The organism is Loktanella sp. D2R18, assembly GCF_003318235.1.
Lineage (GTDB): Bacteria > Pseudomonadota > Alphaproteobacteria > Rhodobacterales > Rhodobacteraceae > Yoonia.
This window is the reverse complement of sequence record NZ_QOCG01000004.1, coordinates 231,160-246,033: the sequence shown is the minus strand read 5'-3', so window position 1 is coordinate 246,033 and position 14,874 is coordinate 231,160. Positions and strand designations below refer to the sequence as shown.

The window sequence follows — 14,874 nt, the reverse complement described above, 5'->3', positions numbered from 1 at the left end:
TTGGGGCAGAAACTCAGGAAGAGGTAAAAATGAAAAAAACCGTATTTTTTGGCGCGCTGACTGCCGCCGGCTTGGCTGCTGGTATGGCTTCTGCGGCGACACTTGACGACGTCAAGGCACGTGGCTCGCTGAACTGCGGCGTTACAACTGGTCTTGTCGGCTTTGCCGCACCAAACGCCGAAGGCGAATGGGAAGGCTTTGACGTTGGCGTATGCCGTGCCGTTGCAGCTGCGATCTTTGGCGACCCAACAGCCGTTGAGTTCGTCCCAACAACTGGCCAAACACGCTTCACAGCGCTTGCGTCTGGCGAAATCGATCTTCTCGCACGTAACACAACATGGACCATGAGCCGTGACGTCGACCTGAAGTTCGAATTTGTTGGCGTGAACTACTATGACGGCCAAGGTTTCCTCGTGCCAAAAGCACTGGGCGTAACTTCTGCGACAGAGCTGGACGGCGCGACTGTTTGTATCCAAACTGGTACAACAACAGAGCTGAACCTTGCTGACTACTTCCGCGTCAACGGCATCACATACGAACCAGTGCCGATTGAAACAAACGCTGAAGGCCAACAGCAGTACCTTGCCGGTGCTTGTGATGTTTACACAACTGACGCATCTGGTCTTGCTGCGACACGTGCAACGTTTGAAAATCCAAACGATCACGTGCTGCTGCCAGAGATCATCTCCAAAGAGCCTCTTGGCCCGCTTGTTCGCCACGGCGACAACGAATGGGCTGATATCGCACGTTGGACGTTGAACGCACTGATCACAGCTGAAGAGCTGGGCGTGACATCTGAAAACATCGAAGAACTGGCTGCGACTCCGGGTAACAACCCAGAAGTTAACCGTCTGCTGGGCACCGAAGGTGAACTGGGCGCGATGCTGGGTCTGGAAGCAGACTGGGCGAAGAATGCCATCATGGCGGGCGGCAACTACGGTGAGCTGTTCGAAGACAACATTGGTGAGAACACTGCAATCGCGCTGGCCCGTGGCCTGAATGCGCAGTGGACAGACAATGGTCTGATCTACTCTCCACCGTTCCGCTAGGATCTGAAAACGGCGAAGGGCTCGGGTTTACTCCCGGGCCCTTTTCCCAATGGCGACCACGATAAATAAAAAATGCGTACCCTGCACGTGATGACAGTTGGATTAACCGACGCGCACGTGACCTACACCAGGCCGCACCGGGAGATACATTCATGTCGACGTTGACCGACCCGCCTAAGCCGGGGTTTCGGCTAAGCCAGCTTATTTACGATACTCGGTATCGATCTATCACCATCCAAGTCATCGCCCTTGTGCTCATTGTCGGCGCATTTTGGTGGCTGGGTAATAACACCGTCAATAATCTCAACGCATTGGGTAAGGATTTCGATTTCGGGTTCCTGAATAGTGCCGCTGGATATGACATTAACCAACGGCTCATTGAATATGACAACCAGATGTCGCACGGTCGTGCCGCGTTGGTTGGGATTTTGAATACGCTTCTGGTTGCCTTTATGGGCTGTGTATCCGCGTTGATCATTGGTGTTTTTGTGGGCGTGCTACGCCTGTCTAAAAACTGGGTCGTGAGCAAGCTTATGGCGGTCTACGTCGAAGGGTTCCGTAACGTACCGCTGCTGATCTGGATTTTGTTGATTGGTGCGGTGATGTCTGAAAGCATGCCGCAACCCCGCGAATTTCGCGGTGAAGATGCGACGCAAAGCATGTATTTTAGCGATAACGTCGCAGTTACAAACCGCGGCATTTGGATTCCGCGTCTTGGGTTTGCAAATTCCATCAGCGGTGAAGACGCGGTTGCCCCAATCGACGGCGCGACACCTGTCGCAGCAGGTGGTGCAGATTGGTTGCTGATATTAGGTACGCTGGCACTAAGCCTGATTGCTATGCGCTATGTTCGCAATCGCGCTGACAAAGTTCAGCAATCGACCGGCGACCGGCCGACGATTTGGTATCAACAACTGGCAATTTTGGTGATCCCAGTTGGGGTCGTTTTAATCGCGCTGGGCGCAACGATTGTGTCACCCTACCTGAAGGGGTTTAACTTCACCGAAGGCACGCATCTGCGCAATTCCTTGATCGCGCTTTGGGTGGCTTTGTCGCTTTATACCGGTGCGTTTATCGCGGAAATCGTTCGGGCTGGTATTTTGGCTGTGTCCAAAGGGCAATCCGAAGCTGCGGCAGCCCTTGGTATCCAGCCAAGCCGCACGATGAAGCTGGTGATCTTGCCGCAAGCCATGCGGGTTATCATCCCGCCGCTGATTTCGCAGTTCTTGAACCTGACCAAAAACTCTTCTCTCGCGATAGCTGTGGGTTACATGGATGTGCGTGCCACGCTTGGCGGCATTACCATCAACCAAACGGGCCGCGAGCTTGAAGGGATGCTTTTGATGGGCGCCTTCTACCTTGCCCTATCGTTGCTGATTTCGGGCGGCATGAACTATTACAACCGTTCAACTCAACTCGCGGAGCGCTAAGATGTCAGATACTCCTGTTACTTACGTCCGCACGCAAATGTTGGACCAACAAGCCCCGCCCACATCCGAAGTGGGGCCTGTGCGCTGGATGCGTGAGAACCTGTTCTCATCCCCGATGAACGCAATCCTGACCATCCTGTCGCTCTATGTGGTTTATGTGGTCATCAGCCACGTTGGGCCGTGGTTGGTGAACGGTATTTGGGACGCAGATTCGCTGAGCGAATGTCGCGAAATCATAGCCGCGACTGGCGATGGTCATCATTCGGCCGCGTGTTTCGGTGTGATTACTGCGCGTTGGCACCAGTTGGTGTTTGGGTACTACCCGTCCGAACTATACTGGCGGCCCGTCTTGGCGTTAGTTGTGTTCTTGGTGGGGATTGCGCCGGTAATGTTCCCCTCGCTGCCGCGAAAGCTGTATATTGTGACAATGGCCGCGCCCTTCCTTTGCTTTTGGTTGCTTTGGGGTGGATCCATTTGGTTCCCAATTGCCATTGCGCTTGGTTTTGGCGTGGGTGTCGTTGCGCATAAGCTCCTCGACGCAAATGTCAGTTCGCTTGCCGGAATGATTGGGGCGATTTTGTTGCCGCTGATCTATTGGCTATATATCTGCGGACCGCTTGCAGGGGGACTGGCGAGCATCATCCCATTGGGTATCGAATTTGTTCCATCGCGATCCTTTGGTGGCTTCATGCTGTCCATCGTGATTGGGTTGTCGGCGATCGTGATCTCATTGCCATTGGGAATTTTGCTGGCGCTCGCGCGACGGTCTGACCTGTTCATCATCAAGACCTGCGCGGTTGTCTTTATCGAAGTCATTCGTGGCATCCCATTGATCGTGTGGCTGTTCACAGCCCAATTGCTGCTGAACTACTTCTTGCCACCGGGCAGCAGCTTTGACTTGACGCTGCGCGTGATCATCATGGTGACCCTGTTCGCTGCGGCCTATATCGCCGAAGTGATCCGGGGTGGCTTAGCCGCCTTGCCAAAGGGACAATATGAGGGCGCAGATAGCCTTGGTTTGAACTATTGGCAGTCCATGCAGCTGATCGTCTTGCCGCAGGCGCTCAAAATCTCGATCCCGGGTATCGTGAACACCTTTATCGGGCTGTTCAAAGATACCACGCTGGTTGTTTTCATTGGCTTGTTCGATCCGCTTGGCATTGCCAGCGCGATCCGCGCGACCACCGAATGGAACGGCATCTACTGGGAACTCTTCCTCTTTATTGGCATCATGTTCTTCATCTCTTGCTTCAGCATGGGCCGTTACTCACTTTACCTGGAGAAAAAGCTCCAGCGTGAACACCGCTAAGGAGACCTGACAATGGTTGAACTCACACAAGAACGCACCGTTGATCGTAGCCACATGCAGGTCTCGGATGAGGTCGCGATTGAAATCCGTAACATGAACAAATGGTATGGCACATTCCATGTGCTGCGCGATATTGATCTGACCGTGCAACGCGGTGAACGGATTGTCATCTGTGGCCCGTCAGGGTCCGGAAAATCGACCCTGATCCGCTGCATCAACCGGCTTGAAGAACACCAAGCTGGCGACATCATCGTGGATGGGACAGAACTGTCATCTGACCTGAAAAACATCGACAAGATCCGGTCAGAGGTTGGCATGTGCTTTCAGCACTTCAACCTGTTCCCGCATCTGACGATTTTGGAAAACTGCACGCTGGCGCCGATTTGGGTCCGTAACACGCCCAAGAAAGAAGCCGAAGAAATTGCGATGCATTTTCTTGAAAAGGTGAAGATCCCTGATCAGGCACATAAATACCCCGGCATGTTGTCGGGTGGTCAGCAGCAGCGCGTCGCGATTGCCCGCTCGCTGTGCATGAAGCCACGCATCATGCTGTTCGATGAACCGACCTCTGCGCTTGATCCCGAAATGATCAAAGAGGTGTTGGACACCATGATCGAACTTGCCGAAGAAGGCATGACCATGCTTTGCGTGACCCACGAAATGGGCTTTGCCCAAGCGGTCGCGAACCGGGTTATCTTTATGGACCAAGGTCAGATCGTTGAACAAAACGAGCCGACCGAGTTCTTTAACAACCCGCAATCGGAGCGGACGCAACTGTTCCTCAGCCAGATCATCGGCCACTAAAAGCAAGGCCCCGAGGGAAACCTCGGGGCTTTTTATGTGGGCTTAACAAGCCTCGAGGTCACCGCATTCTAATTGTATTAGACCAACCTTAAGTGCTCTAATACTTCCGGCGTCGTAACGAACCTGAGATATGATTCGGCGGATGAAAATGTCCCGGCCATGCCACCATCACCAGTTAAGAGATTGAATGAATCTCCCTGCATCAAGAAGTCATAGATGATGCACTTGCAGATATGTTCATCGTTGCCCCATCGTTGATGGTATACTGGATTTGATAGCTTGAAATGAAGTGTCGATAGCTGACCGGCTTCGTGACTGTTATGCAAGAATGACCAGCGTAATATTCTAATTCCGATGCTCAGGTCACTGCTGGCTGTAGATCGCACATAGTTCAAATCTGAATCATGGAAGTTATCGGTTTCGAGAAACAGTTTTCGCGCAGATTCTGATTCTAACGCAAATTGGACGGTAATTTGAGAGCTAAGTTGCATGTCGGATTGCCTTGGGGTTATTCTCCACCACCCGTCGTCCCAATCAGATCGCGTGGCACGATGAAGTCGGTGCAGGTGCCGCTGTGGCGCTGTATTGCGGTCCAGTTGGGCACGTCAAAGTCGATCACTGTGGTGGCGCAGGTCGGGTAGCCTATGAACCGCGCGTGGTCCGGCGCATGGGCCACCAACATATTCGCCAACATGCCGATCCCTGGATTATGTCCGATCAGCGCGACTGTGTTGACGGTCTCACGGTGGATCGTGTCCAACAGCGTGTCAGGGGCCGCGTGGTAGAGCGCATGCATCAGCCGTAGCTTAGGGGGTGTCGGTAGGGCGGCGACAATCAGCTCGGCCGTTTCTTGGGTCCGACTGGCGTCGGAGCAGAGGATTTCATCGGGTTGATACCCGTTGTCGGCCATCCAGTCGCCGATCGAAGTGGCCGACGCGCGTCCGCGCGGGTTCAGGACCCGGGCATGATCATCTGAAAACGGATCATCCCAGTTAGATTTCGCATGGCGGATCAGGATCAGGCGTAAGGTCAAAGAAACGACTCCATATGGAATGCGGATTGTGCGGGCAGGCGGTTCGCTTGCCCAATAGGGCAGGCGCGTCGCGCAAGGCAACCGCCTGTGCGGCAATCGCGCCCTTTGTCGGATGATACGTGCGTCTTGCAAGCGGTGACGTCGTAGCCACTTGCGAAGGCATCAACAGGGCAGGCGGTGACGCAGGGCTGTGCGCAGGTATCGCAGGGCTTGGTAGATTTCGCTTGCGGAAACGCGCCGGGGACACGTAACGCACCGCGAAAGCTGGCGAAAAGCCCGGCTTTGTCGTGGACCAAAAAACTGATGGGTGAGGTCCAGAAACGCCCGGTGTTGATCGCCCAACTATAGAAGGGCGCATAGGGTGGTCCGCCAAACGGGAACAATGGTTCGGCATCTAAAGTGGCGGCGATATGGGTGAACACCCGGCGCGACCAACGGTCCATCGGGTCGGGCGCGCCGTCTTTGTATTCAGGGCTTTGCGTGAACACTGGCCAGAATGCGGGCTCATCCGGTCCGACAAGGACAATTGATTGTCCGTCGTCGGTCAGTGTTCCCAATGGGGCCAGCGCATAGGGGGCCAAAGTTGCAGTGAGCATGTCCATCATCATAGCAGCCTAGATCGCGTATCCCCGACGCACCAGACGGATTATCCGGCGCGTCTCCAAAGGCGTGGGATCGACCCAAGCCGTTCCGCTTCAAAAGACACAGAATCGCCGGTACAGCCGTAGGTGCCGGTGGATTGCCCCCAGACACCGCCTGACAGCTCTGCCGCTGAAATCTCAATGATTGCCCCCATCACATCGGCAGTGCCTATCAGATCATAGTCGGGCGCATTCGCGACATAGGTGCTCCCGTCGTCGGCGTTCATTGCGCCTTCGCTCCAGCCGTTGATTGTGACGGTGGTTGGCGGGATATCTGGCATCATGCTGTTGACCCTGAAATTGTTGGAGAGCAGCGTCATGGTGCCGTCCCCGGTAATTTCAAGCGTCACGGTGCCGCTTACATATCCGATAGACCCGCCCGCAGGCATTTGCGACCCCATTACATGGGCCAAATCATCATTGTCCGCTTGCCAGACGCCGACAAGGCAGGGGTCAATCGCAAATGCAGGCGATGTAGATGCTGCGAAAATAAGTGCAGTGATAAGCTTCATAGAAATTCTCCTTTAAATATACCGAAAGCATAGCAGAAGAATGATCAGCTGTCAGGTCATGTTAACATGACCTTGGCTCACGAATGATCGATCCGGCGCCATGTTCGGTGAATAGCTCTAGTAAGCTCGCATTAGGCAAGCGCCCGTCAAGGATCACGACCGCACGTACGCCTTTTTCAAGCGCAACCAGCGCGGTTTCGACTTTGGGGATCATCCCGCCAGCAATAGTGCCGTCGGCAATCATTGCGCGGGTTTGGTCGGGTGAAAGTTGTGTGACAACTTCGCCGCTTGCGTCTTTTACGCCGGGGACATCAGTAAGAAGAAGCAGACGATCTGCCTCAAGCGCGCCAGCAATCGCGCCTGCTGCCGTGTCACCGTTCACGTTAAAGGTCTTGTTTTCCCCCCGGCCTGTGGCCACGGGGGCGACGACCGGAATAATGCCTGCATCAAACAGGTCGCGTAAAACCTGCGTGTTCATCTCAACTGGACGTCCGACAAAGCCCAATTCTGGATCATCGGCTTCGGCGACCATCAAGTCGTCGTCTTTGCCCGAAAGGCCAACCGCCCGCCCGCCTTCATCCATAATAGCTTGTACAATACGTTTGTTTACCAGCCCGGTCAGGACCATTTCGACCACTTCGACAGTGGCTTGGTCAGTGACGCGCTTGCCGCGAATAAATTCGGATTGAATGCCGAGCTTGTCGAGCATTTCGTTGATCATCGGGCCTCCGCCATGCACAACGACAGGGTTCATGCCGACCTGTTTCATCAGCACGATGTCGCGCGCGAATTGTGCCATTGCTTCGGCATCACCCATCGCGTTGCCACCAAATTTGACCACAACGATCGCACCAGAATAGCGCTGCAAATAGGGAAGGGCTTCGGACAAGGTACGGGCGGTAGCGATCCAATCACGGTTCATGTCTTGGGTCCTTGATTTCATGATATGCCAGCGATGATGGCGCGTAACGTTGGGATGCCTTCACCCTTTTCAGACGAGGTCAGGATCAGCTCGGGGAAGGCGGCAGGGTGTTTGGCCATTGCCGCGCGCGTTTTATCCAATGATGCCTCGAGCGCATCGCCGCGCAATTTGTCGACCTTGGTCATGACCACTTGAAATGTCACCGCTGAGCGGTCGAGTAGCGACATGATTTCTTCGTCCACAGCCTTGGCCCCGTGGCGGGCATCAATTAGCACAAACACGCGGCGCAGGGTTTGGCGTCCCGACAGGTAGTTTTTCAAAAGGCGCTGCCATTTTTCAACAACGGCAACAGGGGCATTGGCAAATCCGTAGCCGGGCAAATCGACCACATAGATATCGCCTGCGGTGAAATAGTTGATTTCTTGTGTGCGGCCAGGTGTGTTGGAGGCGCGTGCCAACCCTTTACGCCCGGTGAGCGCATTGATCAGGGATGATTTTCCGACATTTGACCGGCCTGCAAAGCAGATTTCAACTCGATCTGCTGGTGGCAGCCCGTCCATCGCAACCACACCTTTGACAAAGTCGGTTTCGCCCGCAAAAAGCAACCGCCCGGCTTCCAGTTCATCGGGCTCCGGGGCTTCAACCTCGGGAAAGCGCATTTCCATCTTAGACTACCTCGACCTTATCGTTGACTTGCACCTTACCGCCGTTGGTGACGGTGGCATAGATGCCAAAATTCTGGTGTTCCCAGCCGTTACGTAACGCACCTAATATGTCTACGTCACGGGCGCCTGTTGTTGGGTTTGCAGCAGGCAACATGCAACGTACAATCGGTTCTTTGACTTGCAGGGTTGCGTCGCCAATCTGGATGGTTTTCCCGATCCAATTCAGTTCGTCCCAAGCGTCCGCGCCATCAATCCAAATATTCCCGCGCCAGCGTTCCACCCCGAGCGGATGCCCAAGCTGTGCGGCAACAGCGGCATGACTGGCCAGCGACATAATGGAAACGGACGGATAATCCGTATCCGTCATGCCGCGATTGGGCGCTGCGACCACCCCAGTTGGTTGTGGTTTGTCGGCAGGGCATAAGGGTGAAACCCATGCCAAAAAGCGGGCCACATCATCTGCGTCGTCAGGACAAAAATCGAAATCGTCCAGATCAGCGTGCTGCAGCCGTAGCCGCGCCTGACCGACGTCCAACGTGGCCGATATGCCGGCAAGGCTGGGGGTGCGCGTGGCTGTCATGAAATTGCGGCACATTACCCACGCAGGATTATCATGTGCGAATTTGCTTTGCGCGTGGGTGACCGCCCAATGCCGATCCCAAGGCATCGTGCCGTCTGTTTCAAGCATGACGTCGGTTAAGGCTTCGCGCCCATGGCTTTTGATCGGGTGCCGCCACAACGCGGCGACATTGATCATTTACTCGCCCTCGGACGTGTCTGCGTCGGCCTTCTTTTTGCGTATAAGGCTGGCCTTGATGTTTCCAAACACATCCGGCTTGGCGCCGTGGCTGCGCATAATCAAATATTGCTGCGTAAAGGTAATCATGTTGTTTGCGATCCAGTATAAGACCAGACCACTGGCGAAGTTACCGAGCATGAACATAAAGACCCAAGGCATCCAAGCAAAGATCATCTGTTGCGTAGGATCTGCCGGGGCCGGGTTCAGTTTCTGTTGCAGCCACATGGACACACCAAGGAAGATCGGCAAGATACCAAGCGACAACAACTGCAGTGGGCCCAAGTCAGGGGCTGCGAATGGCAGCAAACCGAATAGGTTAAAGATCGACGATGGGTCTGGCGAACTCAGGTCGGTGATCCAGCCGACCCAAGGGGCATGGCGCAATTCGATTGTGACAAAAATCACCTTGTAGAGCGAGAAGAAGATCGGGATCTGCAAGATCATCGGCAAGCAACCGGATGCCGGGCTGACTTTGTTGTCTTTGTACAGCTTCATCATGCCTTGCTGCATGGCTTGCTTGTCATCGCCAGTTTGCTCTTTGAGCTTTTCCATTTCTGGCTGAAGCTCTTTCATCCGCGCCATTGAGACATAGGATTTATAGGCAAGCGGTAGGACCAGCGCCTTAAGCGTGATGGTCAGCGCGATAATCGCCCAGCCCATGTTGCCAATCAGCCCATGGAGCAGGTGCAGTAACCAAAAAATCGGCTTGGTCAGAAAAAAGAACATGCCCCAGTCGATACTATCCAAGAAGCCACCAACACCTTCTTCCTCTTCATAGTGCTTGATGGTTTCCCATTCCTTTGCGCCGGCAAAGAACCGGGTGGTGTTTGCAAAGGTTTCACCGGCTGCGATGGTCGCAACGGGCATCACAGCCTCTGCTTGGAATAGATCACGGCTTTCGAAATATTTTGACGTTGACCGAAATGGCGCTGCCTGTTCCGGGATCAGCGTTGTCATCCAATAGTGGTCGGTAAAGCCAATCCAGCCAGATTCTTCAGCCTCTAACCGTTGTGCAGGCACACGTTCGCTTGGGTGGATATCATATTCTTGAATGTCATCATAATCTGTTTCTGCAAGCTCGCCGTCAGTCATGCTGATCAGGCCTTCGTGCAGGATGAAGAAATTTTTCATATCTTCAGGAATGCCATGACGACGAATGATCCCATAGGGGCGCGTCGAAATTGCGCTGTCGCCATTGTTTGTCACGCTTTGATTGAACGAAAACATAAATTCGTCGTCGACCGAAATTTCGGTGCGGAAGATTTGACCAACGCCATTGTTCCACATCAGGGTCACAGGTGTGTCGGTCGTCAGCGTGTCCCCGCTTTCGAGCGTCCAGACGGTGTCAGGGGTCGGTACGTTTTCCGCTGAGACCCCATCCGATGCAGCCCAGCCGAATGCGGCGTAATAGGCTCCCGCTTCGCCTTCTGGACGCAGCAGTTGGACGATTGGAGAATCTTCGATGTTTTCTTCGCGATATTGGGTCAATGACAGCGTATCAATCCGGGCACCACGCAACGAAAAGGAGCCTTCAAGATCATCGGTCTTGATCGCAACGCGGGGCGCTGGTGCGTCAAGTTCTGCGTCGACGGGTGCGGTCGGGGCGACAGCCGCATCTTGGGTGCCGGGAACGGTTGGATCGCTTATGCCAACTGCGACCTCGTTGGTCAGGTCAATTGGCGGCTCTTCTGGCGGGAACAAAACGGTCCACGCCATGATCACCAAAAAGCTAAGCACCGTCGCCAAGATGAGGTTTTTGTTCTGGTCGTTCATTCGAAACCGCCCATTTTCCCATGAAATCTGAAGGCCGTTCAACCCGTCAGGGTCGCAAAGGTCAAGAGGTTTTCAAGAAATATGGGGCGATTGCGACACTTGTGATCAATATAGATCGGGGAAACGCAAGCGTTTCTAGTTTTGAGTGAGGTTTTGGTAATGTGCGCGTGTGTTTTGGAATACTGCGATCAAGCGCGGATCATTGATGGCAAGCTGTTCAACTTGCTTATTAAAGGCTTCTTCGCTTTGGCCATAAAACGACTTTGCTGCAGCTTCATGGGGGGCGACACGTTGGGTTGATTGGTTCATAACGACATACTTTCTGACTAACGACGCCTTATCTTTAACGATTTAACGCGGTGAAAATGAGGCGGCAATAAGGAGTATGGGTTCAATTTTAATGACAAAACTTAGGAGATTGTAGGCATCCAGTCGCTCTTGGCAAGCGTTATGTCGCAGCATTGCATGGGAATGCAACTGCGAGTGCGTGTGAGGCAACTAGGGCGCGCGGAAACTTGCGCAGCGCACAATCAATTGATGCAGTTAAGTGCGTCAAATTGCGACAAGTAAACGTTGCCGGTCAGCGTTTTTAGGAAGTGTTGGTCGCGCAATCTGTCCATGACAGGGCCTTTGACCTCTGACAAATGCAAGCGAACGTCCATTTCTTCGAGTCGCGTATTGATCATTTCAAGCGATTCGAGCGCGCTGAGATCGATGTCGTTTATTGCGGAACATTGCAAAATCACGTGGCGCACGTTCTTGTCGCCCGCGACGCGGTTTTGGATGAAGTCTTCAAGGAAACGCGCATTCGCAAAGTAGAGGCTTTCATCGACGCGCAGCGATACAACGCGTGGATCGGTTTGCACCTCGTGGCGGTTGATGTTGCGAAAATGCTCTGTACCCTCGATCAGCCCAACCTCGGCGATATGGGGGCGCGATGTTTTGTAAAGGTGCAACAAGACCGACAGGACAACCCCGGCAGAAACGCCGACTTCGACACCCATTGCAAGCGTGAGCGCGATGGTTGCGAGTACGGCTGAAAAATCAGCAAGAGAATATTCCCACGCCCGCTTTAGAATGCTGAAGTCAACAAGGCTAAGCACGGCGACAATGATGGTCGCAGCGAGCGTCGCCTTTGGCAAAAAGAAGATCAACGGGGTCAATGCCAATGCTGCGATAGCAAGCCCGATAGCTGTAAATGCTCCGGCGGCAGGGGTTTCTGCACCTGCATCAAAATTGACGACCGACCGCGAAAACCCGCCCGTAACCGGGAAACCACCTGTGAACGCCGCGCCGACGTTGGCCGCGCCCAGACCGATCAATTCTTGGTCGGGGTCAATCCGTTGCCGTTTCTTGGCCGCCAAAGTTTGCGCAACTGAAATCGATTCCACAAATCCGATTAGTGAGATCAAGAAAGCAGGCAACAGCAGTTGCCCCAAGAGCGAGGGCGAGAAAGAGGGCAATGTCAGCGGTGGCAGGCTTTGCGGGACATCACCAACGATTTTGACGCCTTGGTCGCCAAGCGCGAACATCCAAACGGCAAGCGTTGTGGCCACGACGACGGCTACAGGGCCAGCTTTTACTGCGACGCTTGTCATTGCGGGGCCAACGCCGAGCTTTTCAAGCAACGGCTTTAACCCTTTGCGGACCCAAAATAAAAACGCGGTCGCGAAACCCCCAATGACAGCCGTGATCCAATTGGTTTCAGGTAAATGTTCGAAAAGTGATAGCGAGAGGTCCAAAAGGTTATGACCATGCGCTTCAATGCCAAGAATATGCTTAAGCTGACTTGCCGCAATAATGATACCTGACGCAGTAATGAAACCGGAAATAACCGGGTGTGACAGGAAGTTGGCGACAAATCCCATCCGAAACAGCCCCATCGCCAATAGCATGACCCCAGACAGCGCGGCCAACGAAAGGGCTGCGACCGCGTAGCCCATCGTGCCTTGTTCTACGATGTTGCTAAGGGCGGCTGCCGTCATCAACGATACGACGGCCACTGGACCCACGGCTAAAACGCGGCTTGTGCCAAATACCGTATACAGGATAATTGGCGCGATAGACGCGTAAAGCCCGGCCTCAGGGGGTAATCCCGCAAGCAACGCATAAGCGAGCGATTGCGGGATCAACATGATCGTCACAATCACTGCCGCGATCAGATCGTTAGATAGCGTTTCGCGGGTATAGTCTTTGCCCCACGTAAGTATGGGCAGGTAACGGGCAAGGGACATGATATGACTCGGTTTGATCAGATGTTTTATTTGGCAGTAATTTTTTCAGGTTTGGCAAGCCATTCGCGGCCTTTGAGCATCCCTTTCCAGTAGATCGGGGGAAGCATCTTTTCTTTCAGGAACCACGCCGCGCGCGTGGCTTTTGTGCCATCCACAAGGAACTTAGGAAAGCTCGGCAGAAGCGCGCCGCCATATCCAAATTCTGCCAGCACAATTTTACCGCGTTCAACCGTCAACGGGCATGATCCATAGCCGTTATATTGCGCAACAGGGGCGCCGCCACGCATATCCGCAACCATATTATCCGCAACCACTGGGGCTTGCATCCGCGCCGCCGCCGCCGTTTTCGCATTTGGCGCGTTCATCACATCGCCAAGCGACCAGATGTTGTCATAGGTTTTGTGGCGCAATGAGAACTGATCGACATCGACCCAACCCGCGGCGTCTGCGAGCGGGGATACCCGCACAAAGTCAGGCGCCGTTTGTGGTGGGCAAACGTGCATCATGTCAAATTCCATCTCAACCTGTTCAACGGGCGTGTCCGGTTTGGCCACATCAAACCATGCTTTCTTGGCGGGGCCATCAACCGCGACAAGGTTATGGAAAAAGTTCAGGCTGGCATCGTATTTTTCGACATAGTCCATCAGCGCAGGTACGTAGTCTTTGACACCAAACAGCACACCGCCTGCATTATTGAACTGGATATCGACGTCTTTGAGAACGCCGCGCCGGAACCATGCGTCGCCCGACAGATACATCGCCTTTTGCGGCGCGCCTGCACATTTGATCGGCATTGGGGGCTGCGTAAAGATGGCGCGCCCAGACATCATCCCGGACACAAGTTTCCAAGTGTAAGGGGCAAGGTCATACCGATAGTTTGAGGTAACACCGTTTTGGCCCAATGTGTCGACCAAGCCGTCGATCTTGTTCCAATCAAGCTTAATCCCCGGTGTGACGACCAAGCGGCCATATTTCACCACACGGCACCCATCAAGGATGATCGCGTTATTGTCAGGCTCAAATGCGGCGACTGCGGCTTGGATCCAATGCACGCCACGCGGGATCAGCGACCCCATGGTGCGGGCTGTTTCTTGTGGTTCAAAGATGCCGCCGCCGACCATGGTCCAGCCGGGCTGGTAATAATGGACGTCAGCAGGATCGATGATCGCGATTTCCAGATCAGGTTTGCGCGCCTTGAGGCTGGCCGCAACGGCAATGCCGCCCGCGCCTGCACCGATGATCACAACCTCATAGCTGGCATCGCCCGTGTCAGTTGGCGTTTTGCCACCATTGGCGATCCGGCGCACAACGCCGCCCATGTCGTAGCCTGCGGTCTTGGTCGCGGCGAGAATATCGGCGACGCTGCGTTTGTTGGCTTGCGACAATGACCAAAGCGTAGCGGAGCGTGTTCCCGTGCGGCAATAGGCCAGCACAGGACCTGGCAGGTCGTTCAGAGATTTGCCGAATGATTCAGCGTCTTCGTCGCTGACTTTGCCTGCGACAATGGGTTGATAAACCGCCTCTATCCCAAGAGCTTCGGCCGCCTTCGCAATTTCTTGGAAAGTGGGCTGATCGCTGCCCTCACCGTCTGGTCTATTGCAAATGACCGACCGGAAACCGGCATCTTTGATCACTTGCAGATCAGCGGGCATGATTTGTGGGCTGGCCGAAACGCCAGCGGTAAGGGTGTTTAATTCCATTGT

Annotated in this window: 14 protein-coding genes; 4 read left to right on the top strand and 10 right to left on the bottom strand. The window is 54.1% G+C overall.

Annotated features, from left to right (window positions below; translation table 11 throughout):
* Positions 1–29: 29 nt before the first annotated feature.
* From DS901_RS02165 to DS901_RS02150, 4 genes are all read left to right on the top strand, one after another.
* Entirely contained in the window at positions 30–1,049 is a 1,020-nt protein-coding gene (locus tag DS901_RS02165) for an amino acid ABC transporter substrate-binding protein (protein WP_113775271.1), read from the top strand.
* A 152-nt stretch (positions 1,050–1,201) separates the two neighbouring features.
* Positions 1,202–2,479: an amino acid ABC transporter permease gene (locus DS901_RS02160; RefSeq protein WP_113775270.1), complete on the top strand. Its 1,278-nt coding sequence runs from the start codon at positions 1,202–1,204 to the stop codon at positions 2,477–2,479.
* 1 nt (position 2,480) lies between these two features.
* A complete protein-coding gene (locus DS901_RS02155; protein WP_113775269.1) occupies positions 2,481–3,788 on the top strand; it encodes an amino acid ABC transporter permease in 1,308 nt (435 codons plus the stop codon).
* Positions 3,789–3,800: 12 nt separating this feature from the next.
* Positions 3,801–4,592 carry an amino acid ABC transporter ATP-binding protein gene (locus DS901_RS02150; RefSeq protein ID WP_113775268.1) on the top strand — a complete coding sequence of 264 codons (792 nt, stop codon included), beginning with the start codon at positions 3,801–3,803 and terminating at the stop codon, positions 4,590–4,592.
* 508 nt (positions 4,593–5,100) lie between these two features.
* On the opposite strand, the gene DS901_RS02145 is transcribed toward DS901_RS02150, so the two are convergent.
* From DS901_RS02145 to DS901_RS02105, 10 genes are all read right to left on the bottom strand, one after another.
* Entirely contained in the window at positions 5,101–5,625 is a 525-nt protein-coding gene (locus DS901_RS02145) for a SixA phosphatase family protein (RefSeq protein ID WP_113775267.1), read from the bottom strand.
* Positions 5,622–6,221, bottom strand: a complete 600-nt coding sequence (locus tag DS901_RS02140) for a ferredoxin (protein WP_258546626.1) — start codon at positions 6,219–6,221, stop codon at positions 5,622–5,624. Before DS901_RS02140 ends, DS901_RS02145 begins: the two co-directional genes overlap by 4 nt.
* A gap of 50 nt (positions 6,222–6,271) precedes the next feature.
* Positions 6,272–6,778, bottom strand: a complete 507-nt coding sequence (locus DS901_RS02135) for a hypothetical protein (RefSeq protein WP_113775265.1) — start codon at positions 6,776–6,778, stop codon at positions 6,272–6,274.
* A 61-nt stretch (positions 6,779–6,839) separates the two neighbouring features.
* Positions 6,840–7,700 (bottom strand): acetylglutamate kinase, encoded by an 861-nt coding sequence (gene argB / locus DS901_RS02130; protein ID WP_181820728.1) that lies wholly within the window; start codon positions 7,698–7,700, stop codon positions 6,840–6,842.
* A gap of 17 nt (positions 7,701–7,717) precedes the next feature.
* Entirely contained in the window at positions 7,718–8,365 is a 648-nt protein-coding gene (gene yihA / locus DS901_RS02125; protein WP_113775263.1) for a ribosome biogenesis GTP-binding protein YihA/YsxC, read from the bottom strand.
* A 1-nt stretch (position 8,366) separates the two neighbouring features.
* Complete coding sequence (locus tag DS901_RS02120) at positions 8,367–9,122, bottom strand: MOSC domain-containing protein (RefSeq protein WP_113775262.1); 756 nt, start codon at positions 9,120–9,122, stop codon at positions 8,367–8,369.
* Positions 9,123–10,937, bottom strand: a complete 1,815-nt coding sequence (gene yidC, locus DS901_RS02115; protein WP_113775261.1) for a membrane protein insertase YidC — start codon at positions 10,935–10,937, stop codon at positions 9,123–9,125.
* Between the two features lie 135 nt (positions 10,938–11,072).
* Positions 11,073–11,246 carry a hypothetical protein gene (locus DS901_RS18635; RefSeq protein WP_181820726.1) on the bottom strand — a complete coding sequence of 58 codons (174 nt, stop codon included), beginning with the start codon at positions 11,244–11,246 and terminating at the stop codon, positions 11,073–11,075.
* Positions 11,247–11,467: 221 nt separating this feature from the next.
* Positions 11,468–13,171, bottom strand: a complete 1,704-nt coding sequence (locus DS901_RS02110; protein WP_113775260.1) for a SulP family inorganic anion transporter — start codon at positions 13,169–13,171, stop codon at positions 11,468–11,470.
* A gap of 26 nt (positions 13,172–13,197) precedes the next feature.
* Complete coding sequence (locus DS901_RS02105) at positions 13,198–14,871, bottom strand: bifunctional protein tyrosine phosphatase family protein/NAD(P)/FAD-dependent oxidoreductase (protein ID WP_113775259.1); 1,674 nt, start codon at positions 14,869–14,871, stop codon at positions 13,198–13,200.
* Between the last annotated feature and the right edge of the window lie 3 nt (positions 14,872–14,874).